22 protein-coding genes are annotated in these 24,652 nt (G+C 38.9%); 7 read left to right on the top strand and 15 right to left on the bottom strand.

What is annotated here, in order from left to right:
- The first annotated feature begins 62 nt into the window (after window positions 1-62).
- Window positions 63-458, top strand: a complete 396-nt coding sequence (locus RMB06_RS13550; RefSeq protein ID WP_005069321.1) for a helix-turn-helix domain-containing protein — start codon at window positions 63-65, stop codon at window positions 456-458.
- Here the strand turns inward: RMB06_RS13550 and RMB06_RS13555 are convergent.
- Entirely contained in the window at window positions 455-1,309 is an 855-nt protein-coding gene (locus tag RMB06_RS13555; RefSeq protein ID WP_311079917.1) for a helix-turn-helix domain-containing protein, read from the bottom strand. The genes RMB06_RS13550 and RMB06_RS13555 overlap by 4 nt on opposite strands.
- Window positions 1,310-1,476: 167 nt before the next feature.
- On the opposite strand from RMB06_RS13555, the gene RMB06_RS13560 reads away from it, so the two are divergent.
- Entirely contained in the window at window positions 1,477-2,394 is a 918-nt protein-coding gene (locus RMB06_RS13560) for a DMT family transporter (RefSeq protein WP_311079918.1), read from the top strand.
- A gap of 31 nt (window positions 2,395-2,425) precedes the next feature.
- On the opposite strand, the gene RMB06_RS13565 is transcribed toward RMB06_RS13560, so the two are convergent.
- From RMB06_RS13565 to RMB06_RS13585, 4 genes are all read right to left on the bottom strand, one after another.
- Window positions 2,426-3,430, bottom strand: a complete 1,005-nt coding sequence (locus RMB06_RS13565) for a homoserine dehydrogenase (RefSeq protein WP_311079920.1) — start codon at window positions 3,428-3,430, stop codon at window positions 2,426-2,428.
- A 109-nt stretch (window positions 3,431-3,539) separates the two neighbouring features.
- Window positions 3,540-4,331, bottom strand: coding sequence for a sulfite exporter TauE/SafE family protein (locus RMB06_RS13570; RefSeq protein ID WP_311079923.1), 792 nt, complete (start codon window positions 4,329-4,331; stop codon window positions 3,540-3,542).
- A gap of 178 nt (window positions 4,332-4,509) precedes the next feature.
- Window positions 4,510-6,165, bottom strand: coding sequence for a TIGR01244 family sulfur transferase (locus tag RMB06_RS13575; RefSeq protein WP_404976477.1), 1,656 nt, complete (start codon window positions 6,163-6,165; stop codon window positions 4,510-4,512).
- Window positions 6,166-6,174: 9 nt separating this feature from the next.
- Complete coding sequence (locus tag RMB06_RS13585) at window positions 6,175-6,870, bottom strand: MBL fold metallo-hydrolase (protein ID WP_311079924.1); 696 nt, start codon at window positions 6,868-6,870, stop codon at window positions 6,175-6,177.
- A gap of 191 nt (window positions 6,871-7,061) precedes the next feature.
- Here RMB06_RS13585 and RMB06_RS13590 point away from each other — a divergent pair, with 191 nt between their 5' ends.
- Together RMB06_RS13590 and RMB06_RS13595 are read left to right on the top strand one after the other, a co-directional pair.
- On the top strand, window positions 7,062-8,333 hold the full coding sequence (locus RMB06_RS13590; RefSeq protein ID WP_311079925.1) for a sigma-54 dependent transcriptional regulator: 1,272 nt from the start codon (window positions 7,062-7,064) through the stop codon (window positions 8,331-8,333).
- A 69-nt stretch (window positions 8,334-8,402) separates the two neighbouring features.
- On the top strand, window positions 8,403-9,314 hold the full coding sequence (locus RMB06_RS13595) for a bestrophin family protein (RefSeq protein ID WP_311079926.1): 912 nt from the start codon (window positions 8,403-8,405) through the stop codon (window positions 9,312-9,314).
- Window positions 9,315-9,361: 47 nt separating this feature from the next.
- Here the strand turns inward: RMB06_RS13595 and RMB06_RS13600 are convergent, their stop codons facing one another.
- The 6 genes from RMB06_RS13600 to RMB06_RS13625 are packed head-to-tail and all read right to left on the bottom strand — an operon-like array spanning window position 9,362 to window position 16,211.
- On the bottom strand, window positions 9,362-10,420 hold the full coding sequence (locus tag RMB06_RS13600; protein WP_057084858.1) for a 2,3-butanediol dehydrogenase: 1,059 nt from the start codon (window positions 10,418-10,420) through the stop codon (window positions 9,362-9,364).
- A gap of 29 nt (window positions 10,421-10,449) precedes the next feature.
- Entirely contained in the window at window positions 10,450-11,235 is a 786-nt protein-coding gene (locus RMB06_RS13605; RefSeq protein ID WP_057084856.1) for an acetoin reductase, read from the bottom strand.
- Between the two features lie 26 nt (window positions 11,236-11,261).
- Complete coding sequence (lpdA, locus tag RMB06_RS13610; RefSeq protein WP_311079928.1) at window positions 11,262-12,665, bottom strand: dihydrolipoyl dehydrogenase; 1,404 nt, start codon at window positions 12,663-12,665, stop codon at window positions 11,262-11,264.
- A gap of 10 nt (window positions 12,666-12,675) precedes the next feature.
- Window positions 12,676-14,214, bottom strand: a complete 1,539-nt coding sequence (locus RMB06_RS13615; RefSeq protein ID WP_311079930.1) for a 2-oxo acid dehydrogenase subunit E2 — start codon at window positions 14,212-14,214, stop codon at window positions 12,676-12,678.
- A gap of 1 nt (window position 14,215) precedes the next feature.
- A complete protein-coding gene (locus RMB06_RS13620) occupies window positions 14,216-15,235 on the bottom strand; it encodes an alpha-ketoacid dehydrogenase subunit beta (protein ID WP_004792520.1) in 1,020 nt (339 codons plus the stop codon).
- 13 nt (window positions 15,236-15,248) lie between these two features.
- Window positions 15,249-16,211: a thiamine pyrophosphate-dependent dehydrogenase E1 component subunit alpha gene (locus RMB06_RS13625; protein ID WP_001177519.1), complete on the bottom strand. Its 963-nt coding sequence runs from the start codon at window positions 16,209-16,211 to the stop codon at window positions 15,249-15,251.
- 362 nt (window positions 16,212-16,573) lie between these two features.
- Between RMB06_RS13625 and lipA the strand changes: the two genes are divergently transcribed.
- Both lipA and RMB06_RS13635 read left to right on the top strand, forming a co-directional pair.
- Window positions 16,574-17,560: a lipoyl synthase gene (gene lipA / locus RMB06_RS13630; protein ID WP_032003587.1), complete on the top strand. Its 987-nt coding sequence runs from the start codon at window positions 16,574-16,576 to the stop codon at window positions 17,558-17,560.
- A 156-nt stretch (window positions 17,561-17,716) separates the two neighbouring features.
- Window positions 17,717-18,856 (top strand): hypothetical protein, encoded by a 1,140-nt coding sequence (locus tag RMB06_RS13635; protein ID WP_032003586.1) that lies wholly within the window; start codon window positions 17,717-17,719, stop codon window positions 18,854-18,856.
- Window positions 18,857-18,904: 48 nt separating this feature from the next.
- Here RMB06_RS13635 and RMB06_RS13640 read toward each other — a convergent pair whose 3' ends face one another.
- A complete protein-coding gene (locus tag RMB06_RS13640; RefSeq protein WP_002113940.1) occupies window positions 18,905-19,657 on the bottom strand; it encodes a TenA family transcriptional regulator in 753 nt (250 codons plus the stop codon).
- Window positions 19,658-19,977: 320 nt separating this feature from the next.
- Here RMB06_RS13640 and RMB06_RS13645 point away from each other — a divergent pair, with 320 nt between their 5' ends.
- Window positions 19,978-21,207, top strand: a complete 1,230-nt coding sequence (locus RMB06_RS13645) for a GGDEF domain-containing protein (RefSeq protein ID WP_005069350.1) — start codon at window positions 19,978-19,980, stop codon at window positions 21,205-21,207.
- Between the two features lie 243 nt (window positions 21,208-21,450).
- Here the strand turns inward: RMB06_RS13645 and RMB06_RS13650 are convergent, their stop codons facing one another.
- From RMB06_RS13650 to prmB, 3 genes are all read right to left on the bottom strand, one after another.
- Window positions 21,451-22,167 (bottom strand): hypothetical protein, encoded by a 717-nt coding sequence (locus RMB06_RS13650; protein WP_005069352.1) that lies wholly within the window; start codon window positions 22,165-22,167, stop codon window positions 21,451-21,453.
- A gap of 331 nt (window positions 22,168-22,498) precedes the next feature.
- Complete coding sequence (aroC, locus tag RMB06_RS13655; RefSeq protein ID WP_005069354.1) at window positions 22,499-23,590, bottom strand: chorismate synthase; 1,092 nt, start codon at window positions 23,588-23,590, stop codon at window positions 22,499-22,501.
- A 12-nt stretch (window positions 23,591-23,602) separates the two neighbouring features.
- The gene (gene prmB, locus RMB06_RS13660) at window positions 23,603-24,610 is read right to left on the bottom strand and encodes a 50S ribosomal protein L3 N(5)-glutamine methyltransferase (protein WP_002113580.1); all 1,008 of its coding nucleotides are present in this window, start codon (window positions 24,608-24,610) and stop codon (window positions 23,603-23,605) included.
- Window positions 24,611-24,652 lie beyond the last annotated feature (42 nt).

Here is a 24,652-nt window from a genome sequence, read left to right on the forward strand (position 1 = left end):
ACTAATTATGTTACTACTATTATTCTGATGCACAAGAAGGCACATTTAGGGAACCAAGTAATATGACTGTAACTATACCTCATGATATCCAAAGTTCAGATTGCCAAAGAGTCAGCCAAGTATTGGCTAGAGTTGGCGAGAAATGGAGTATACTCATTGTAATGACACTTGCATCACGTTCTCATCGCTTTTCTGAAATTAAAAGAAGTATCAATGGAATATCACAGCGTATGCTTACCTTATGTTTGCGTGGTTTAGAAAGAGATGGATTGGTTAAACGTACGGTTTATCCTGTAGTTCCACCTCATGTTGAATATGAATTAACTCCATTGGGCCATTCACTTACAGAACCTGTAATTGCTTTAGGCCAATGGGCTCAGCAGCATATTGCGGATATTGATGCGGCAAGAGCTGCGTTTGATGCAGCTCAAGATAAACCAATTACATTAGACACTTAACGTAACTGCGAAGGACTTATGCCATAAAATTGTTTAAAGCGATGACTTAAATGGCTTGCTGAACTAAACCCACATACTAGGGCAATATCTTGCAAAGAAAGCTGAGATGACTGAATTAGCCTTTTGGCCTTGGTTAAGCGTCTTTGCATGACATATTGGTGAGGTGCCATATTCATGGACTGTTTAAACATATGAGCAAAATGGTATTCGCTTAAATTTACAACATTCGCCAAATCAGACAAGGTAAGTGCTTGATCTAGATGCCCTTCAATCCAGTCCTGAATATATTTGAGTTTATGAGGAGCGAGCCCACCCTTGATAGTAGGTTGTTGCCATTGAACACTGCTATATCTTCGAATTAAATGGTTCAGCAATAAACTGGCAGTTGTACTCATTTGTAAATGGTTTGCTGAATCTTTCCAATCACAATCTAGCAAGAAAAACTGATAAAGCGCTCGAATCTTTTCGTCATCGTTAAAAACAACTTCGTTTAGTTCAATTTGATTAGGTTCTTTGTCCCATATTTTTTCGGCAACATCACGCAAATGTTGGTCGGTATAATACAAGTGAACGAATTTAAGCCCACCACGTATATCCCAAGTCGACTCCTGATGCTCAGGCAATAAGCAAAAACGCCCCGGCCCACCGCCGTTTTTCCAGCCTGCAGGGGTTTTTTGATAGCTTTCATAGCCATCTTGAATATAGAGACTTAAAGTGTGGTGATCGCTACAGACACTTACACGATCTTGCTGATTAGACCAAAATGCAAGTTGCATATTCTCATCAAGCACCACAGTTTCGTGAAGCTTGGCTTTAGATTGCTGTAGCTGTTCTAAAGTTTGATAGGCCATGCAAAATTAAAACAAATATCATTGAGCTTAAGTTAACCATATTCAGCAAAATTCAGCTAGTTCAGTCATATAAAAAAACGCAAGATCTTGCATGTGAAACACAAGAATATATACGTGAAAAATGAAGCATTCCTAGATACTTAAGCTTGGTAATCGAGGATGAAGTTATGAATATTTTACTCTATGTTGCGGTGGTGTTGATTTGGGGAACAACATGGATTGGAATTGCCGTTCAAAGCCATTATGCAACACCAGTTGTCGCAATTTTATGGCGTTTTGCTATTTCAGCCTTATTACTGTGGGTTGTTTTACTATTTTCAGGAAAATTACAGCGAATTGCTTTAAAAGATCACTTGTTTTGTATGCTGCAAGGCCTTTGTGTTTTCGGCCTAAACTTTATTTGCTTTTATACTGCAGTTAAATATGTAAACAGTGGTTTAGAGTCTGTCATTTTTTCAATGGCTGTTTTCTTTAATGCTATTAATGCACTTATCTTTTTTAAGCAAAAACCATCGCCAAACTTTGCCCCAGCTGCAATTTTAGGCCTAGGTGGTATTGTTTTACTATTTTGGCATGACCTCATTAATAGCCAGTTTAATGCGCAGTTATTAATGGGTATTGGGTTATGTGCAGTAGGCACTTACGGTTTTTCTTTAGGTAATATGATTAGTGTTAGACACCAAAAACGTGGTCTAAATATCTTTTCAACAAACTGTTATGCCATGACGTATGGCGCACTGGTAATGTTAAGTCTAGCTTTATTTACTGGCCAAGATTTAATGCCTCCAATGAATTTCCCATTTTTAAGCTCGGTACTTTACTTGGCTGTATTTGGTACGGTTATTGGGTTCTCTGCTTACTTTTCTCTTGTTGGACGAATTGGCGCAGCCAAAGCAGCCTATAGCACATTGCTCTTCCCGTTAGTTGCTCTAACAGTTTCTACTTTCTTTGAAGGATATGTATGGACTTTAAATGCTGTATTTGGAATTTTATTAATCTTACTCGGCAACTACTTAATGTTTAGTAAGTTAGAAATTGGAAAAAAGTTATTTAACAGTCAAAAAAATTGTGAGAAGCAGGCATAAAAGCCTGCTTTTTTATAAATCATAATTAATTTTAGCAGCCCGTTTTTAGCATCAACTCGAAATCTTTTAAAGCTGCAGCTGCCGTAGCTAAAGGTGCAGATGCCCCTCCACTTACAACAAGTTCACCCATTTCTTGTGTTAACACTCGAATGCATTTATTGGAACCTTGCAAATGAGCAAACGGATGATTTGCTGGGACTAACCTTAATTCAACACCTGTTTGAATTTGCTGATTTTTAATATGAATAAAACCCACCAGACGAGGAATTAGATTTTCTTTTTTCCAATCACGAATATGTTCAGCCGTAACATGACTGATTCCTTGTCTTGGAATATCTTGAATTTTTACATCAGCTCCCAAAACAGTATTTGCCAATATCGTAATTTTAGCAGCGGTATCCCATCCATCTACATCGAAAGAGCTGTCAGGTTCTGCAATTCCTTTTGCTTGAGCTTTTCCAAGAGATTCTGCAAATGTACATTCGTGTTGCAACATATCATTCAAAATAAAATTCGTGGTTCCGGTAAAGACACCTTCAATTTCTAAAATTTGGCAGCCAGATAAGTTATATTCAAACAAATCAACAGTTGGTAAGGCAGCAGCTGTCGCACCGCTAAAAAATAGTTTTTTATTGTGCTGATGTGCCAAGTTAACTAATTTTTTACCATCTACGACTAAAGCACCTTTAGATACCGCAATCGCATTCATGTTGTGTGTTAAAGCATAATTTAAATAAAATAAGCCTTTCCCACCTGTCACATAATCACTTGGTCCAGTCTCAATAATGACATCTGCTTGAACCTGTTCTAAAAACTTTTGCTCTGTTAGGCCTTCCTGAAATCGTGTTTTATCTAGCCACTTTGAAGCCTGTAAACCATCTTGGTCAATTAAGCCTGATGATGAGTTGCAGACACCCACTAAACGGGTATCAATTTGATATTTTTGTTTATAGTAGGTCGATCGATTTAAAAGAAGCTCTGCAATTTGTTGCCCAATCCGTCCAAAACCACAAATTGCCACATTAATTTGCTTCATTTCACTTTCTCAAAAATTTATATCGTTTAAATCAAATTTCCCAAGAGAATTTTAACATCTCGTCTTTGGAAAATTGCTAATTATAGAGATGGTTAAAATACTATATCGCTCAGATATTTGTTAGATTAACAATCTTAATAACCATATAAATTGCGACAGCAAAAACCATTAAAGCAAAGACTTTTTGCACAATTGCAGACGGAATAAAACGAATAGCTCTGCGCCCTAATAACATACCAACTGCACATGCGAGCGCAAACGCACTGGTAATGCCTACTGGATAGTGAAAACCCTCTACAATATGCATCACAATACTCATTCCACTAATGAGAAAAATAATCATAAGTGACGTTGCAACAATGCTATGCATATCCAAATTTGTGACTTTTCTAAGCGCTGGTACAATTACAAAGCCGCCACCAACCCCTAGCATGCCTGTTAAAAGCCCAGCAATAATTCCGATGCTGGCAAGAACGCTTCCCGTTTTAAAATTCCAGATAAAGCGTCCCGTACTTGGGTTAACCTGACACGGCGGGTTATGAAAGTCTGATACTCGGTTACTAATAAGTCGATAGCCCACTGTAAACATGACCAAGCTAAACATTAACATGAGCCAAATAGGTGAAATCGTGTTAGCTATTAAAATGCCGATATGTGCCATAGGAGCACCAATTAGGGCAATCCAGATTGCAGCGCGATAACGCACAATCTTTTTAAATAAGCCTTCAATGGTTCCTATGAGAGTAGATAGCGCAACCGCCAACAACCCAATCGGTGCAGCTTGCGCCACACTCCAGCCTTGACTGGTCATGAGCGCGGGTACAGCAAGAATACCCCCACCAGCACCAGTAAGACCAAGTAAAAAGCCAATCACGATGCCTTCAACGACAAGTAATAACATATCAAAAGCCTAAAATTGCATATACATTATTTGCAGTAGACTGCTGGTTAATGAGTGAGTAGATCTCGTCTTCTTGCGAAGCTTTAACCGCTTCTCAGGATAAAGCGTTGCTTTGTTTATCCTCTTAACTCGAACATAGTTCTCGTCTTGCGCTCGGGTAAAACTTATTAAGCTTTACTTATCCTCGCTCAGGTTTGACCATCCACTCGCGGCCTTTAAGCATGCCTTGCCAATAAATCGGTGGTAAAATCTGCTCTTTAAGTAACCATGCCAAACGAGATGGCTTTTGCCCATCAATCACCCATTTTGGAAAACTTGGAAGAAGCTTACCGCCGTAACCAAACTCAGCCAGAACGATTTTTCCACGCTCGACAGTGAGTGGACATGAACCATAGCCGTTGTACTCGCAGAAGTTTTGCTCACCGTTCAGTTGTGCTAGAACATTCACAGCAACAATCGGGGCTTGTGCCCGTGCCGCCGCAGCAGTCTTGGCATTAGGTGCATTCATCACATCGCCTAAAGCAAAAATATTGGCATGCTGTGTGTGTTGTAAGGTTTGAGGATTCACACTCACCCAGCCTGCTTCATCAGTGAGTGTACTGGCACGAATAAAATCTGGGGCTTGTTGTGGTGGAACAACGTGTAACATATCGAAATCAGTTTCGACCAATGCTGCATTTTCATCGTTCACGACTTTAAACCATGCTTTTTTTGCAGGTCCATCTACTTTGACAAGTTGATGGTTAAAATGAAGTTCAGAGCCATATTTTTCGACATATTGCATTAGTGCAGGCACATATTCCTTCACACCAAACAAAACAGCGCCAGTGTTATAAAAATGAATAGAGATATCTTTAAGTTTGCCTTGCTTTAACCAGTAATCGGCTGAAAGGTACATCGCTTTTTGAGGAGCACCTGCACATTTAATCGGCATAGGCGGTTGGGTAAAGATTGCCTTTCCACCATTTAATTGTTGCACCAGTTCCCATGTATACGGCGCTAAATCATAACGATAGTTAGACGTCACCCCATTTTTTCCTAAGGTTTCAACTAAACCTTCAATCCCATGCCAATTCAGTTTTAAACCGGGACAGACGACCAAAGCTTTATATTGAATGGGTTGGCATCCTTCCAAAATGACCTGATTATGCTCAGGGTCGAATCCGGCAACGGCTGCTTTCATCCATTTCACTTTTGAAGGAATCACACTTGCCATTGAGCGTGCGGTTACTTGTAGTTTGAAAATACCGCCACCAACCATGGTCCAGCCTGGTTGATAATAATGGGTATCTGCCGGATCAATAATGACAATATCTAAATGAGGTTCACGACATAAAAGACTCGACGCTACAGAAATTCCTGCTGCCCCAGCGCCAACAATCACAACGCTATAACAAGGAATTGTGGCTGGTTCATGATCACGTTTTAAAATACGTGGCACCAAGCCTTTTAAGTTAAACCCAAGCTTATTACCCGACTCAACTAACAGTGCTGCATCTTGTGGAGCAACTTCAGCCAAAGCCCACAAACTGATTGCACGCATACCAGAGCGACAATATGCTAAAACGGGCTTCTGAGCATTCTGATAAAGCTGCTTAAACTCGACAACTTGTTGGTCGGTAATTTTGCCACTGGTAACAGGCTGATAGATTACGTTTAGGCTATGTCGCTGAGCTGCTTCTTCAATTTCAATCACATTAGGTTGATCTGCACCTTCTCCATCTGGACGGTTACATATCAGAGTTTTTATTCCTTGGTCTGCAATTTTTGCAATATCGTTGGCAGTAATCTGGTCAGCAACATAAAAATCTTGATTAACTCGTTTAAGTTCCATATTGCCACCTTATAATTGTGAAATTGAGCCGCAAGCCTGATTGGCAGGAAGTGCTTTATCGATTTGTTTTGGATATGGCAGGTTTAAGTTATTCATCAATTTAATAAAATCTTCTCGTGAGCGATTCTGACCTAAACGTGAGTTATTTAAACGTTCATTACCAATTGTTGAAGACAGGCGACCTTTATAATCGTGTCCCGGATACACAATAGTGTCGTCAGGTAGGCTAAAAAGTTGTCTATGAATACTGTCATAAAGTGTGCCCGCACTACCTTGCTGGAAATCGGTTCGACCGCAGCCGTCAATTAATAATGCATCACCAGTGAAAATCATGTTTTCAACTAAATAACTCGTACAAGCATTGGTATGACCTGGTGTATAACGTGCTTCAATACTGAGGTTGCCAACTTTAAGCATGCAACCATCAGTAATTAAAATATCTCCGCAATTTACTTCTGAGTTTCTGTGTAAAACTGATTTGCAATGGAAACGTTCACGAAGTAAATTTGCAGCGGTAATATGGTCTGCATGAACATGAGTATCTAAGGTATAGATGAGCGTAAATTGATGCTGCTCTAATTCTTTTGCATAAATCTCTATATCTGATGCTACTGGGTCAATTAAAACAGCCTCTCGTGTTTCTTTACACCCAAGCATATATGTATAAGTCGAACTTTCTTTTTCAAAAAACTGCTTAAAGAACATGATTTATACCCCAATAATTTATTTCTTTCCTATATTTTGCAAATAAGATGCCAATTATTTAAAATTAAATAATAAATATAAAAATCAAATACTTAAAATAAAAAATGAAATTAAAGTTAGAAAACAAACGCAGCTTGATGTTTCTATGAAACTCAAGTATGTTTCAATGAAACGATTGTGAAACATATGAAATGGCAAAGTTAAATTTTGAGTCAGAACAAGATTTTTTTATTTTATTTGAGCAATTAAAAGCTTTATTCCCAAATGCAAGTCTGTTTTTAGCCGACACAACGACTCAAGCAATTCACTATAAATTTAATACAGATGATATTTCTGTTGAGAGCATGGCAGCGCTTACTCAAGATCATCACAATCAATATCTCGAAGTTAATACTCCAAAAATGAGAAAGCGATTTATCTATCAAGAACATGATATTTACATCGCAGAGCATCGCATTATCGGGAAATTGCATATTCTACAGCCTGTTGGCATAGAGAATGATATTGCTGATCAAGGAGAGCTAACAGAACAATTGCAAGACTTGGCTAAAGTTTTTAATAGTTGTTCACCAGAAATGGCACGTATGTTTTCAATTATTCAAAGAGTGGCAATTACTGAGTTTCCTGTGCTTGTTCGCGGTGAATCTGGTAGCGGTAAAGAACTGGTGGCACAAGCAATTCATGATTATAGCCAACGTAAAAATAAGATTTTTGTAGCGATTAACTGTGCAGCTCTTAATGCCAATATTCTAGAAAGTGAACTCTTTGGGCATGTGAAAGGTGCTTTTACAGGAGCAATTCGTGACCATAAAGGTGTGTTTGAACGTGCCGCTGGTGGAACGCTGTTTCTAGATGAAATTGCCGAGATTCCCTTAGAGCTTCAAGCTAAATTATTACGGGTGTTAGAAACAGGTGAATTTACTCCTGTAGGTGGTGAAAAACCGATTCAGGCCAATGTCCGAATTATTACCGCAACACATAAAGCTTTACGCGAAGAAGCCAAAGCTGGGCGTTTCCGTCATGATTTGCTCTACCGTTTACGCGTAATTCCAATTTTTATACCGCCACTCAGAGAGCGAAAAGTCGATATTCCTCTCATTGTCGATCAGATTTTAAAAGAAAGCTCCACTCAACTCGACACAATGCCTCGTCATGTTAATCAAAAAGCCATGCAAGTTCTTTTAAATTATGACTGGCCAGGAAATGTTCGTGAGCTTAAAAACACTTTGCTTTATGCCTTAACCATGGCAAATGGTAAGGATGAAATTGAGGTTGAAGACTTACCAAATGAGCTCTTAAATGCCGAGGATTACGTTAAATTACCCGAGACATATACAGAACTTACCCCTGAAAATGTGCAAGCCGCTTTAGAAAAATATAACCATAACCTAAATATGGTCGCGAATATTTTTGGTATTAGCCGTACAACGCTTTGGCGATACAGACAAAAGCATAAGCTTTAGTTAGGTATTTAGCTCGTCTAAGGCGTATCATATTGCACTTGGTTAGGTTCGTTAGTTCAAAGGCTTTATATGATTGTCCGTGATAAAAGCAATGTATTTAAATTATTATTTGCTTGGAAAGGAACAATTTTACCTAAGGTCTTGCCAGCACTGAGTTTTGTTGTCTTTATTTCAGCATGTGTGGTCTGGCTCTCTTATTATCATTGGATTCAAATTCCTACCGTACCCGCGATTGGATTTACAATATTTGGTGTGATTCTTTCGATTTGTACTGGTTTTAGAAATAACGCGTGTTATGACCGTTGGTGGGAAGGCCGGAAACTTTGGGGGGCTTTAATTGCCAATGCCAGACATATTGTTAGAGATAGCCATGTTTTATCTAATGAACAACGTGAACATTTAATTCATCAGGTCTTAATTTTTAGTAATTTGTTGCGTGATCGATTGCGTCAACAAACAGTCGAACCCACAAAATTTCTTGAGCATGCCTATTTAAATAACTCTTCACTTAATTATTTAAATGAGCATATTAATGCACCTCAATTTGTACTCGAAAATATTCAAAAAGATTTAGTCAAAGCTCTAAAAGACGGCGAAATTAGTGACATTATCTATAGCACGCTAAATCGACATATTGTTGAGCTAGGTAATATTCAAGCGGGTTGCGACCGAATTGCTGGCACGCCTTTGCCCTATTCATATTCAGTACTTTTACACCGCGCCGTTTACTGTTTTTGTTTCATCTTACCGTTTAGCCTTGAAGCAGCTTTAGGTATTTGGACACCGCTGATTGTGGGTTTAATCGCTTATATATTTTTAGGTTTAGATGCTCTAAGTGCTCAAATTGAAGAACCTTTTGGTTTGCAAGAAAATGATTTACCGCTCGATTCAATTGTGCGTTTGATTGAGCGAGAGTCTCTAAGCTCTTTAGGACAGCCATTGCCGCCTATTATTGAAGCCAAAAACAACAATTTACTTTAATAAAAAAGAGCGAATCATCGCTCTTTTTTATAGGTTTAAGTGTCTGTTTATGGATGTACAATAATCTTAACGGCTGACTCATTGTTATGAATTAAGGTTTCAAAACCTTGTGAAATCAAATCATCAAGTTGAATGCGCTGCGTAATAAAAGGTTCCAGATTTATTTTACCTTCTTCAACCAATTTAATAGTTTCTTGATGGTCATTTACATAGGCAATTGTGCCTCTTACATCAAGCTCTTTCATTACTACACTATGCACATTAATTGATGCTGGATGGCTCCAAATCGAAACAATAACAATAACACCTGTTGGTTTCACTGCCGCAACCAAAGTATCTAATACCTTGTTAACGCTGCTACATTCAAATGCAACATCAACACCATCGCCATTGGTAATTTTCATGACCTCAGAAACAACATCAACTTCTGACGGGTCTAAAATATAATCTGCAACACCCGACTCTTTGGCTTTTTCTTTACGTTTAGCACTTAGTTCGGTAATGATGACCTTAAGACCTTTCGCTTTTAAAATTGCCGAAAGCAATAACCCAATTGGCCCCGCACCGCCAACCAGTGCAATATCATCAGCCTTTGCACCACTACGTACGAAAGCATGATGACCCACCGATAACGGTTCAATTAAGGCTGCCTGATCTAGCGGAATTTTATTGGAAATTGGATGTACCCAACGGCGTTTAACCGCAATTTTTTCCGATAGGCCACCGCCACGACCGCCTAAACCAATAAAGTTCATATTTTTGGAAAGATGATAATTATCGCCCGGTCCAGTCGGTACATCATCGGCCACAATATAAGGCTCTACCACCACATGTTGACCAATTTCAATATCATTAACACCTTCACCTACGGCATAGACCACCCCTGAAAATTCATGTCCCATCGTAATCGGCGCAGATTCGCCTGAAATAGGATGCGGATGTCCGCACGGTGGAATAAATATTGGCCCTTCCATAAACTCATGCAAATCTGTGCCACAGATTCCACACCAAGCTACCTTAATGCCTACAGTGCCGGGAGTGACTTCTGGTTCAGGGATATCTTCAATACGAATATCTCCTCTGTCATAAAAACGCGCTGCTTTCATTATTATCTCCCTCAAATCAGGATGTTGTTTTAGCGATAGACTATTCCACCGTCCGTTAAAATGGATTGACCCGTAATATAGTCCGAATCTTCACTTGCCAGAAAAGCAACTAATGCGGCTACATCGTCTGGTGTTTGGGCTCTACCTAAAGCAATACCTTCCACATACTTTTTATAAGTTTCACCAATTGCGGCACCGGTAATTTCAGCAAAACGTTTATCGATTTCAACCCACATATCAGTTCCGACAATTCCGGGGCAATATCCATTTACCGTAATACCGTGACTGGCATATTCTTTTGCCGCAGCTTGGGTAAGTGCTCGTACCGCAAATTTGGTTGCCGAGTAAATACCGAGTAAAGCAAACCCATCGTGGCCTGCAATTGAGCAAGCATTAATGATTTTACCTTTATGTTGGCGTTGCTTAAATTTTGCAGCAGCAGCCTGTATTCCCCACAGCACGCCGCCAATATTAATATCAACAATTTTTTGGAATTCATCAGGTGTGATATCCGCAATCGCTTGTACTTGTGCAATTCCAGCGTTATTAATCATGACATCAAACCCACCAAGTGTCTGCTCAGCATGATTTATAGCGGCATACACTTGCTCGCGGTCACTTACATTAGCAATAAATGTGCTCGCATTTACACCTAAAGCTTGAATTTCCTGCTGCACATCATTCAGTCGATCTTGTTTCATATCCACTAATGCAATATGTGCCCCTTCTTGCGCCAAGCGCAGGGCAATCCCACGGCCTATGCCTTGAGCTGCCCCAGTCACTAAAACGACTTTATTTTTTAATCCATTAACCATGTTCAACTCCTGTAAATGTAGAATTTCTACATATGAATCGCTCGTTGCATTGAAGCCAAAATAGATTCATGCATGGCTTCTGATAAGGTTGGATGTGGAAAAATCACTTGAGCTAAGCTTTCATCAGTTGCTTCTAGATATTTGGCAATCGCAAATCCTTGGATATGTTCGGTCACTTCATGACCGACCATATGTGCACCAAGTAATTCACCCGTTTCTGCATGTACCACCGTTTTAACGAAACCTGACGCATCTCCAATTGCCAAAGCTTTGCCGTTTGCAGTTAAAGAAAACTTACCAATACGTATAGGTAGATTCTTAGCTTTTGCTGCATTTTCCGTTAAACCAATACTCGCCACTTGTGGATGTGTAAAAATACAACCCGGTATCTGGCTACGATCCAGTGAATGTACGTTTGCTACACCAGCGATTTTCTCGACACATATCATGGCTTCATGGCTTGCTTTATGGGCAAGACACGGTGCACCAGCCACATCACCAATCGCATAAAACCCTGCTACGTTGGTTTTACAATAGTCATCAATTGTCACAAAACCTTGTGGATTGAGTTCTACACCTAAACGTTCTAATCCTAGCCCCGTGGTATTCGGCTGCACACCAATTGCTGAAAGCACTCGGTCAAAAACAATCGTTTGAACGTCATTTGCCGTTTCAATCACACAGTGAACTTGACCATTTTCAATTTGAATACTTTGAACGACAGCATCGGTTAAGACTTTCATTCCTTTTTGTTCAAATTGCTTTCTAACAAATTGAGCAACTTCGGCATCTTCAGTTGGTAAAATCTGCTTGGCTAAATCAATAAGGGTGACTTGACACCCCAAGTCTTGATAAAGACTAGCAAACTCACTACCAATTGCACCTGAACCTACAACCAGTAAACTTTTTGGTAAATCCTCTGGCACAAGCGCTTCTTTATAGCTCCAGACATATGTTCCATCGACAGGAAGTTGAGGAACATGTCGAGCTTTAGCTCCAGTTGCTAAGATGATATGTGGCGCACTTAAAGCCTGACTGTTACCTTGAGCATCTGTCACTTCAAGTTTTTCTTTAGCCGTAAGTTGAGCACGGCCATTAAAAACCGTCACCTGATTCTTTTTAAGTAAATAATCGATGCCTTGTACTAACTGAGCTGACACTTGTCGGCTATGTTGCACAAGCTTTTGTATATCAAAATCGAGTTGAGATACCTGAAAACCAAACTGTCCAGCATGTTTAAACTGAGTTGCAAGCTCTGCCCCTGCAAGCAAAGCTTTGGTTGGAATACAGCCCCAATTTAGGCAAATTCCGCCTAAATGTTGCTCTTCTACAATTGCGGTTTTTAATCCGAGCTGGGCTGCACGAATTGCAGCCACATACCCACCCGGTCCCGCGCCAATCACAATTAAATCAAATTGAGCTTCTGACATGCGGGTTCTCCTACACCAAAATTAAAGCAGGGTTTTCAACAAACTGCTTAAAGCTGGCCAAGAATTTCGCCCCAACTGCGCCATCAATGACACGGTGATCACATGACAACGTCGCTGTGACAATCTCACGAACCACTATATTGCCATTTTCAACAACAGCACGTGATTCAGAAGCGCCTAATGCCATAATTGCACCTTGCGGTGGATTAATAATGGCATCGAACTGTTTAATGCCTAACATTCCTAAATTTGAAATGCTAAAGCTCCCCCCCTGAAACTCGTCAGGTTGTAACTTGCCAGTCTTAGCACGGGTTGCCAAATCACGCATGTCATCAGAAATTTGTGCCAAAGATTTTTGATTCGCAGCTTTTACAATCGGTGTAATTAAACCGTTTGGAATCGCTACGGCCACCGAAATATCCGCTTGAGAGAACTGTAAAATTGATTGAGTCGCTTCATCAAATTGAACGTTTACCTCAGGTACTTTAATCAGTGCCGCAGCAGCTGCTTTAACTAGCATGTCATTAATAGAAAGTTTCACTTGTGGAACAGTCTCATTAATCTGCTTACGTAGTTTTTGCAAAGCTTCTACGTTGAGATCGACCACCAAGCGGAAATGCGGTGCATTACGTTTTGCAGCCTGTAACCGTGAAGCAATCGCTTTACGCATCCCATTCATCGCCACAGTCGTAACCGTCGATTGTGGTTGAGCAACAGCACATTGAGCAGATTGTTCATTTACCGAGGTTGGATTATTACGATAGTAAACTGCTTCAACATCTTCTTTACAGACGCGGCCACGAGTACCTGAAACACGGCAGTCATTTAGGTTAATGCCCCATTGTTTTGCTAAACGGCGTGCTACAGGTGTCGCTGAAACTTGACTATCGTCGGCAGTAGATTTAACTACTTTAACTTGAGTTTGCTGCTTAACATTAGGCCACTGACCACCAGCAGCTTGTACAGCTTTCTGGATGTCTTGAACACTAATACGTCCTTCACGGCCAGAACCTGTGACTTTTGCCAAGTTCACATTGTGCTTTTCTGCAAGCTTTAACGCATGCGGTGTTGCAAACAAATCATCAGATGTTTGATAACCTTGTAATGATTCCGGTACATCGTAGTCACCTTTAGCTACCTTTGCAGGAGCTGGAGCACTTGCAGCTACAGACTGTGGTTGTTCGGCTTTTTCAGCAACAGGTGCAGATGTTTCCGCTTTACTTTGTTCCGAAGATGCTTCAGGGGCCTTATCTGCTGAACCACCTAGTGATGCAATAAATTTTTCAATTTCTGCATCAGAAATTTCACTATCAGCACATACCGCAATAAGACCACCGACGGGTAAAGTATCCCCGTCTTTTGCTAAAATTTTACGGAGTGTTCCAGCAAAAGGCGCTTCTAATACATTGACGATTTTTGTGGTTTCAATTTCACAAATTTCATCGCCTTTATTAAAGCTATCGCCTTCTTTAATCAACCATTGGGCAATAGTACCTTCTTCCATGGATAATCCCCATTTCGGGATCTCCAGCGTTTTAATTTCGCTCATCCTAAGCCTCCAATGTTTTTCGCACAGCTTGCTCAATACGCTCTACACTTGGAATCCATTCTTTTTCTAAAACTGGAGAGAATGGAACAGGCGTATGTGGTGGCGTTACAAGTTCAACAGGTGCTTTCAAATAGTGGAAACCTTTCTGTGCAACTAGTGCAGCAACATCATGTCCAAAACCACAACGTGCAGCTGATTCATCCACAATAACCACACGTCCAGTCGACGCAACAGACTCTAAAATTCCTTCTTCATCCAGAGGTGAAATTGTACGAGGGTCGACCACTTCAACCGAAATACCATCTTTTGCCAATTTGTCTGCCACTTCATTAGCACGATGTACCATCAAGCCTAAAGCAATAATGGTCACGTCTGTCCCTTCACGGGTGTAATTTGCTACACCAAAAGGAATGGTATAGGCATCATCTGGAACTTCGCCTTTAATGTCATAGAGCATTTTATGCTCACAGAACACCACAGGGTCGTCATCACGAATGGCCTGAATTAATAGCCCTTTCACATCATATGGGCTAGATGGAACCACAACTTTTAAGCCTGGAACCGCGGCAAATACGTTATATGGTGACTGAGAATGCTGAGCTGCCGCAGAAAAACCTGCGCCAATCATGCCACGTACAACCATGGGTGCTTTTGCTTTTCCACCAAACATATAACGGAATTTAGCGGCTTGGTTATAGAGCATGTCATGACACACGCCATAGAAGTCCATAAACATTAAATCAGCAACAGGACGTAAACCTGTTGCAGCCGCACCGGCGGCCATACCGATAATTGCAGACTCGGTAATTGGTGTATCAATCACACGTTCTGAACCAAACTCCGTCCATAAACCTTTGGTTACACCAAGTACCCCACCGAAGCCTTCAAGCTCGTTCTCTTCGGTATTTTTACCGCCGTGCCCACCACGAACATCTTCACCAACAACAAATACGGTTGGATCACGACGCATTTCTGATTCAATGGCTTCTTTAATTGCATTACGAAAACTTTTATTTGGCATCTTTACTATTCCTTTAGTAAGAGACATAGACGTCAGTAAGGAGTTGTTCTGGTTTTGGGTATGCCGCAGCACGAGCTTTAGCAACGGCATCATCAACATTTGCCTTAGAAGATGCATCAATCTCGTCTAGTTTGGCTTCATCAATTTTGCCTTTGACTTTTTCGCGGAAAATTTTCAAAGGATCTTTATTTTCTTTGATGAACTCGACTTCTTCTTTAGAACGAATCAAGCCAGGGTCACCTTCGAAGTGGCCATAAAAACGGTTTGTAATGGTTTCAATCACACTCGGACCTTCACCACGACGTGCACGTTCAATAGCAGTTTGAGCGGCTTCATAAACGGCAAAGAAGTCTGTACCATCAACTTTAACTGCAGGTAAACCAAAACCTGCGGCACGACCAGCAATGTCTTTGCTTCCTACTGCGTAATCATGCCCTGTTCCTTCACCAAAGCCGTTATTTTCGAAAACGAAAATTACTGGAAGTTTAAGTACAACAGCCATATTCATCGCTTCAAAAGTAAGGCCTTGGTTTGAGCCACCGTCACCTGTAAAAGACAGTCCGACCCCACCAGTCTTTAAGGTTTTCGCTGTCAACGCCGCACCAATTGCTAAAGGAGGTCCACCACCCACAATCCCGTTGGCACCGAGCATACCTTTATCTAAATCGGCAATATGCATAGAACCGCCTTTTCCACGGCATAGCCCGTCATCTTTACCGAAAATTTCCAGCATCATGGCGTGAATGTCACAACCTTTTGCAATACAGTGTCCATGTCCACGGTGTGTTGAAGTGATATAGTCTTTGTCGGTTAAATTTTCGCAAATCCCGACTGCTACAGCTTCTTCACCACTGTATAAGTGAATAAAGCCAGGAATATCACCATTGGTATTTTCTTCGTGAAGTCGATCCTCAAATTCACGAATATCGCGCATGCGTTTATATGCTGCGAGTAATTGCTCTTCCGTTAATTGCATATCCTTTTCCTTTATTATCTTGATTATTAAAAATCAACCAAGTTTCAGCGAGAGTTATATATTTCGCTATAAATAATAAAGCTCAATTTAATTTAATATGCTATTAGACTAAAAATTTTTAAATGGTTCTTATGGATATTATTTTTTATTTTTCAAAAACTTGTACAGCAAAAATAAAATTAAAAAATTTTAATACATTTCATTGGCTTGTGAAACAAACCTTTAACCAACCTTTATTAATTTATAATATTAGCTGTGTACTACGCTCATTAATAAACTCTATGTCCTTTATTTAAATTATAAGGATTTTTATTATATAGAGTCTAGTTAAATATTATTTAATATAAAATGGAATTTTATATATGGACTTAAAAAGGCAAATAGAAACTGGTATTAAATTAAGAGGAGCGGATAAAGTTGCTCGCATTCCGATTAAAATTTTACCTACAGAAGAGTTACCGACTAAACCTGACTGGATTAGAGCCAAAATAACCGATTTTGAAGAAATTAACCGCATAAAAAATTTGCTACGCCAACAGAAGTTACACAGTGTTTGCGAAGAAGCGGCGTGTCCAAATTTACCGGAATGTTTTGGTGGAGGTACGGCAACATTTATGATTATGGGCGATATTTGTACTCGTCGCTGCCCATTTTGTGATGTCGCTCATGGTCGCCCAAAACCGCTAGATGAAGATGAACCTAAGCATTTGGCAGAAACAGTCGCAAATCTAAACTTAAAGTATGTCGTGATTACCTCTGTAGACCGCGACGATCTACATGATGGCGGTGCTGCACATTTTGTAAAGTGTATTGAAGAAATTAGAAAACATTGTCCAGAAACATTGATTGAGATTTTAGTACCAGATTTTCGCGGTCGTTTAGAGACAGCGCTTTCAACTCTAAGCTTATCTCCTCCAGATGTGTTTAACCATAATATTGAGACGGTTCCTCGTTTATATAAAGCGATGCGCCCCGGTTCAGATTATCAACATTCGCTTGAGTTACTTAAACGCTTTAAAGCATATTGTCCCGATATCAAAACCAAGTCTGGCCTGATGGTTGGATTAGGAGAAATAGAGGCTGAAGTGCTTGCCCTACTCAACGATTTAAAAGACTATCAAGTCGATCTTGTCACGATTGGTCAATATCTTCAGCCTTCAAAATCACATGCGCCTATTCATCGGTTTGTAAATTTACAAGAATTTGAACGATATACCCGACACGGTAAGCGATTAGGTTTTAAAAATATTTGGAGTGCACCTATGGTTCGTTCTAGCTATTTTGCTGATCGACAATATTTCGGAGAAGAAGTGCCAAAGCCTTTCAGCCGACAAGATGTCTTATCTTAATGATTAGGCAATTAACAAAACTTATCCAATAGGATAATGGTCAAGACTTATAAAATTATTTAAGGTAAGGAGATAACTAGGAAATAGTCACAATAAGAAAGTTATAACTGTTGAGCGGCTACGGATACGCCATTTCAATGATAAAGGAATTTCGATATGGATATGTCAGAACAATTATCATCGCCTTTAATAGACACTAGTCCGTCCTTATTTCGGTCGGAATCCTCATCTCATTCTAAACAATTAGGAAAAAAACCATCACTTGACCTTGAAGCAGCACCTTTGTTTGATCTGGGTGAGGAATGGGAACACTCATTATTTGGTCGTTCGATTCACGAGTGCCATCGCAACTTAATGCATATTGCCGAAGATGCCGATATGGCCATTGGTGTGACTGATCCTCATGGTACTCTACTTTGGACATGGAGTAGTCACCCTATGCGCTCATCGGCTGAGCAAGTACACTTTGTTGAAGGTGGTCAGTGGTCTACTCAGGCAGTAGGTCAAAACGCCATTGGTCTAGCATTAAATACACATTCTGCAAGCTGTGTTTACTCACATGAAAACCAAATGAATAGTGTCAGAGACTGGGTCTGTTATGCAGCACCGATTACCGATACAAATACAGGTCAGTTTTATGGAATTATGAATTTATCGACTAAATATCAAAAACATAATTCACTTGGAGTTTTAGCAGTAGAGCGTTGTGCTGACATTGTTAAACAAGCAATTCAGCTTCATCAGAAAAATATCTTATATATTAAAGCTTTCGGTACTCCTAAAGTTCAATATAACCAACACAGCCTTACATTGACTCAACGTCAAATTGAGATTCTGTGTATTTTAACTCTTTGTCCCGAAGGGATTAATCTTGAAGAACTTCACTATGCTCTATATGGTGATCGACCTGTAAGTACCACCACTTTAAAAGCAGAACTTTCTCAACTCAGAAACTTAATACCCGATGTTATCGAGTCACGACCATATAGACTTAACTGCGAAATTCAATGTGATTTTTTAATGGCCGAACAAGCCTTAAACCTTGGTTTTACATCAACTACGCTTACACTCTATAGAGGAAGTTTCTTAGCTAAATCAGAAAGTCCTTTTTTATGCGCATGGAGAGATTGTTTTGACGCTCGTTTGAGTCATGTGATTTATCAAATTGAAGATATTGATCAATTATTACGAGTGGTCAGTCGTGTACCAGACCGTGTAGATGCCGTTGAACGTTTACTTGAATTATTACCCGAAGAAACACCTTATCGAACTAAACTCTTAAAGTTGCTCGAATAAAATAAAAGGGAGAATATCCATACGATATTCTCCCTTTTTAAGGCTAGATCAAGCAGAGGCTTGAAGCTGTACCCTATAGCAGTCGTCCAAAGCTAATTCATAATATCGTAGCCCTTCTTCAGCAGCATGAAATGCTTTTTGCTGCCAGTCAGGACGGTCATTACATAAGCGTTTAATCAACTCCATAGCTTCATAAGGATGAAGATCATCGTAATGTGCATGAGCGCGCAACCAAGCTAAAGAACGTTTATCAATCGTGACTTCAGGATGATTAGTATAGGTATGAATACCTTTATACACCTGAATAGACCAATCTCCAGTTGCCCATTCAATCGCCAAATTTGTTGCAGCCAGACATTCTGCCAAATTGCCTCGATGACTCATATTCCATAGAAAATGGTTTACAGCATTCATAGCAGCGGGTGGTCGTACATGATCAAGTTCTTCAACTGTTAAGCCAAAACCTCCAGCCCAATCGCGATACCATTTTAAGTGTCGCTCTTCTACCTTAATATTTTGAATTAACCAATCTCGCGCTTCAGTAACTCCCGGTTCAGAAAATCCAGTCGCTTTCCCCAATGCTCCAGCCATATATGACGGGAAATGGGCGACTAATGGATAGAAATTAAGTAGAGCATAACGGAAACTATCTAGGCTCAATCCCCCATTGGCCATTTCCGTAAAAAACGGATGTTTACTCACCCGTTCTTTAGCTGGTAACAGGTCGTCCCAGAACCGTTGTGACCATCCATTATGCGGCGTAATTTCTAAATTCATTCCATATTGATTTAGAGCAGTCATTGCTAATTTTCCTATTTATATGACAGCAATCATCTGTATTTCACACTATAAGTCTATCCGAAAATGATAAAGATACAATCGTTAATCGACCATTTGTAACTTTTTTCGATGGATTGGAGAACTTTAGATAATTATTAGGCTAATCATTGAAATGTCGTGATTTTTATCACATTTAACATAGATAAAAATCATTACTTTTTTAAAAAATCTGTATTATTATTTTGAATAAACCACACATTATATAATCAATATTTTTAGATGGAACTTTACTTAAAATAAGTCTCATTTTATGACAACTTCCAATATAGAGAGCATTAATTATGAAGTTGCAGGGTTCCAATATATTGGGACAGGAACAAATAGATTTATTAACCACACGAGGATTAAACTTTGTATGGTTTCCAAAGCAGCTTGAAACGATTTATCGTTTTCAATACCAAAACGGTGCTGCCTATGAGTTCCGCTATAGAGCGCCTATTATTTTAATATTATATATATTTTTAAGCTTTGGTATATATCAAGTTTTACCAAGTGAACAAGTTTTATCCTGGTTTAGCTATTATTCTTGGGTTGGTGTAATTGTTCTTATCGCTTGGATTTTATCATTTATTAAAAAATTAAATCAGTATTTTGATTATTATGTAGGAGTTGGCTCGGCTTTAGCGGTAGCAATTACTTTTATTTTAATTAACGTTATTGAGAATGGACAAGATAATGTTCTTTTTCATGCTGCCATGATGTATGCAATCGTTATTATTTATGGTGCTGTTGGTATGCGCTTTTATACCGCCATATTTGCTGGATGGATGGGAGGACTAGTTGGAATTTTAGTAAGTAACTACTTAAATGGTGTGATCGACTGGACGTTCTTAAACCGAACTTACACTTTTAGTAGTTTTTTGGGAATGACCCTCGCCTATGCAACGGACCGTCAACATCGAGAAAACTATTTACAAAACTGTATGATTGAGCTGAACCGCATTGAGCTCATGCAACAAGCGCAGCAGTTATCCTTACTTTCTCAGCAAGATGCACTTACTGGTTTAGCCAATCGACGTTATCTAGATGAAACCTTGGATAATGAATGGCGCCGTGCATTACGACATGAAACCCCACTCACTATTATGATGGTCGATATCGATTATTTTAAAGCCTACAATGATACGCTAGGACATCTCAAAGGTGATGAATGTTTAAAAGAAATCGCAATTGCTATTTCTTCTATTGCTGCTCGTAGTGGTGATTTAGTTGCTCGTTATGGTGGTGAAGAGTTTTTACTACTATTCCCAATGACAAATTCTCAGCAAGCTTTGATACAAGTCGAACGTTTAATGAATGCGATTAATAAAATTGCGATTAAACACCCATGTAGTGATGTTTCACCACAAGTCACTATTAGCGTTGGAGTAGCAACCACAATTCCACGTCTAAACGATTCTATTTCTGCTTTTGTGGCACGAGCTGATCATGCATTATATAAAGCAAAAACCAATGGACGTAATCAATATAAGATTGCTGTAAATGAAGAACAAATTGTAGATTTAACTTAATAATGGCAAATAACAATTGAGGATAACTTTTGGCTAGTGATTACATTATTTTTTTTTGATATTAATCTTTTGAATTAAAATAATGAAAGAATTCTCTATTTAGCTTTTCCATCCGTGGTAAAGCTAAAATGTAATCTAGATTTAATATGTACTAAATATTGTTGTTTAGTTCCTAATATTAAATTAAGAATGATTTAGTTAAGATTAATACATACCTACTCTAAGCTAAAAAAATCAAGTTCATCAGAATTCTCCTTTTAACTTCTTCCAAAGTTTATTTATAAAATAGAGCAATAAGTTTTGCTCCATTCTAGGAGGGGCTGTCTGAACAATTTCATTTGAAAATGGCAATATCGAGACAATATTCTCATGTATCGTTTCATAGTTCGGATAAGCCTCTTTTTTAATAATCTCTATAATTTTTTGTATTTCATCTACAGATAAGTTCAAGAATTTTTTAATTTCTTGGACTGTTTTTGATTCAATAGATAATAAAGCACAAACTCTAGTGACATTAACAATCTGCTCTGCATGAATATTTTTAAAGTTTGGATAACAAACAAGTTTATATAGAATTTTTGTCTCAAACGGATCTGTAGCGGTTATATTTTCTATTCGTTCTCGATAAGATTTTTTAAAATATTCATTATTTTCAATTTCTAATAAAATTTTTAATAGTTCCTGATACCTTAAGGGTCTCTTTAGACCATATTGATAACCTTTTAAAAGCTCAGGATTATTACTTAATACAATTTTAATTTTTTTAGGAATAAGAATATTTGTATAGCCGCTATCTAAATCAATAATATATATATCTGGATTATCATCACTATATATCCAGTTTTCAGATAGCTGAGACGATAAAGATAAGTCATGAATAACTTTTATCATTGCCTCTAAGTTTTTAGGCAATAGTTTATCCTTTGACATACAGCCAATTCTATATGTACATTGATTCATTGATATTTCCCCAATTTCAATGATGACTTTGAAAATTATTTGTTTAAAGTAATAAAATTTAAATATGTAATAAACTTATATAAAACTAATTTTAATAAAATTAGTTTTAGGATATAAATATCTTGTGCAAGTATAAAAATTAATAAGATTTTAATTTTTTACTTAAGCAGATAAATATATTCAGAAATAAATCGCGGGTATTATATTTATATAGAGATTATAAGACAAGGAAATAATTTAAAATTTAATAGAGCCGAATATGATAAAAAATTAAAGCCCCCCAAGTTTAAGTTAAATATGGGGGCTTAATTTACTATAGTCAAAATTATGACTATGGTTCAATTGGTGCAAACGGTGGAACAACATCTGCATTTTGTGCACGATGGCGTAGGAAGTGATCCATTAGGACAATAGCCAACATTGCTTCTGCAATTGGAGTTGCTCGTACACCTACACATGGGTCATGACGACCTTTAGTTAACACATCAGTATCTTCACGGCTTAAATTAATCGTTTTACCTGGCGTTGTAATACTTGCAGTAGGCTTTAATGCAATAGCGACTCGAATGGTTTGACCACTCGAAATACCGCCTAAAATACCGCCTGCATGGTTCGCTAAGAAGCCATTACTCGTCAACTCATCACGTGTTTCATGACCAAACTGCCCAGCAACTGCGAAACCATCCCCGATTTCAACACCTTTAACCGCATTAATGCTCATCATGGCATGAGCAATGTCAGCATCTAGACGGTCAAAAACAGGTTCACCCCAACCTACAGGAACTTTTTCAGCTAAAATTTCTAGCTTAGCCCCGCAGCTTGTGCCTTGTTCACGCAAAGACGTAACCAATGCTTCAAAACGAGGAACAGCATTTACATCGCCACAGAAAAATGGATTATTTGGAACTTCATTCCAATCCAGTTTTTCAGCAACTTCATTACCAATTTGTGTGACATGACCGCGAATCAATACACCAAATTTTTCTGCTAAATATTTTTTAGCAATAGCACCCGCTGCAACACGCATAGCAGTTTCACGTGCACTCGAACGACCGCCACCACGGTAATCACGGAAACCATACTTTTGTGTATAGGTGTAGTCCGCATGACCCGGTCTAAAAGTCTGAGCAATATTGCCGTAATCTTTCGATTTTTGGTCAGTATTACGAATAAGTAAACCAATTGGCGTACCAGTAGTTTTACCCTCAAACACACCAGAAATAATTTCAACCTGATCAGGTTCTTTGCGCTGGGTCGCAAATTTTGATGTACCCGGCTTGCGGCGGTCCAGATCTTTTTGTAGATCTTCTTCGGTTAACTCAAGACCAGGTGGCACACCATCAACAATTGCCATTAAGCCAACGCCATGAGACTCGCCACATGTCGTTACACGAAAGAGTTGTCCAATACTGTTCCCTGCCATATGTACAACTCCTTATGCTTGTTGCTGTTCAAATAATTTTCTATAACGACGACATTGTTCTGCGGTTAAAGCAAAAATGCCAGAACCACCTTTTTGGAAAGTAAGCCAGTTGAAATCAATCGTATTGAAGTTTTGGCGCATAGCCCATTCAGAATTACCCACTTCAATGACAATTAAACCATCTTCAGTTAAATAATCTGCCGCTTGAGCAAGCATTTTACGCACTAGATCTAAACCGTCTTGACCTGCTGCCAATGCAAGCTCAGGTTCGTGTAAAAACTCTTCCGGTAAGTCAGCCATATCTTCGGCATCAACGTACGGAGGATTACTTACAATTAAATCGTACTGGTTTTCAGCTGGAATCTTGGCAAATAAATCAGATTCAAGTAACGCAACTTGATATTGCTTATTGTGGTGTTCAACATTAATCGATGCTACTTCTAAGGCTTCTTTAGAGATGTCCGTTGCATCCACTTCCGCATCTGGATATGCATAAGCCAAAGCAACAGCAATACAACCAGAACCTGTACACATATCTAAAATACGCTGTGGAGTTTTAGGTTTTGCATTTTCTGGCAGGTTATTAAGTGCTTCACGCATTTGACCATTTTCATCTAAGCAATATGGTGCAAAGCGCTGTTCAATTAATTCAGCAATTGGTGAACGCGGAATAAGTACGCGCTCATCCACATAAAATGGCTTATTAAAGAAGTAAGCTAAATTTAATAAATAAGAAGTCGGAATACGGTCATTAATACGACGTTCTAACAAACTTAAGAATTCTGCTTTTTCACTTGGCAAAAGCTTAGCATCTAAAATCTCTGAGTCTGCTGACCATTCAAGAGATAAGGTTTGTAAAACTAATGCAGAACTTTCTGCAAAATAATCTTCAGTACCTTGTCCTAAATGTGCATCATGTTGACGTAATGCTGATACCCCAAAGCGAATAAAATCTCGAATTGTAGATAAATTTTCAGCAGCTTCCTGTAAATGTTCAGGGCTAATCGTCGGTCGCTCCACTTAGGCGTCTCCAAAGGCAAATTTTGCAAAGTGACTATTCTA

The sequence above is a fragment of the Acinetobacter sp. V104_13 genome (genome assembly GCF_031798995.1).
Taxonomy (GTDB): domain Bacteria; phylum Pseudomonadota; class Gammaproteobacteria; order Pseudomonadales; family Moraxellaceae; genus Acinetobacter; species Acinetobacter pittii.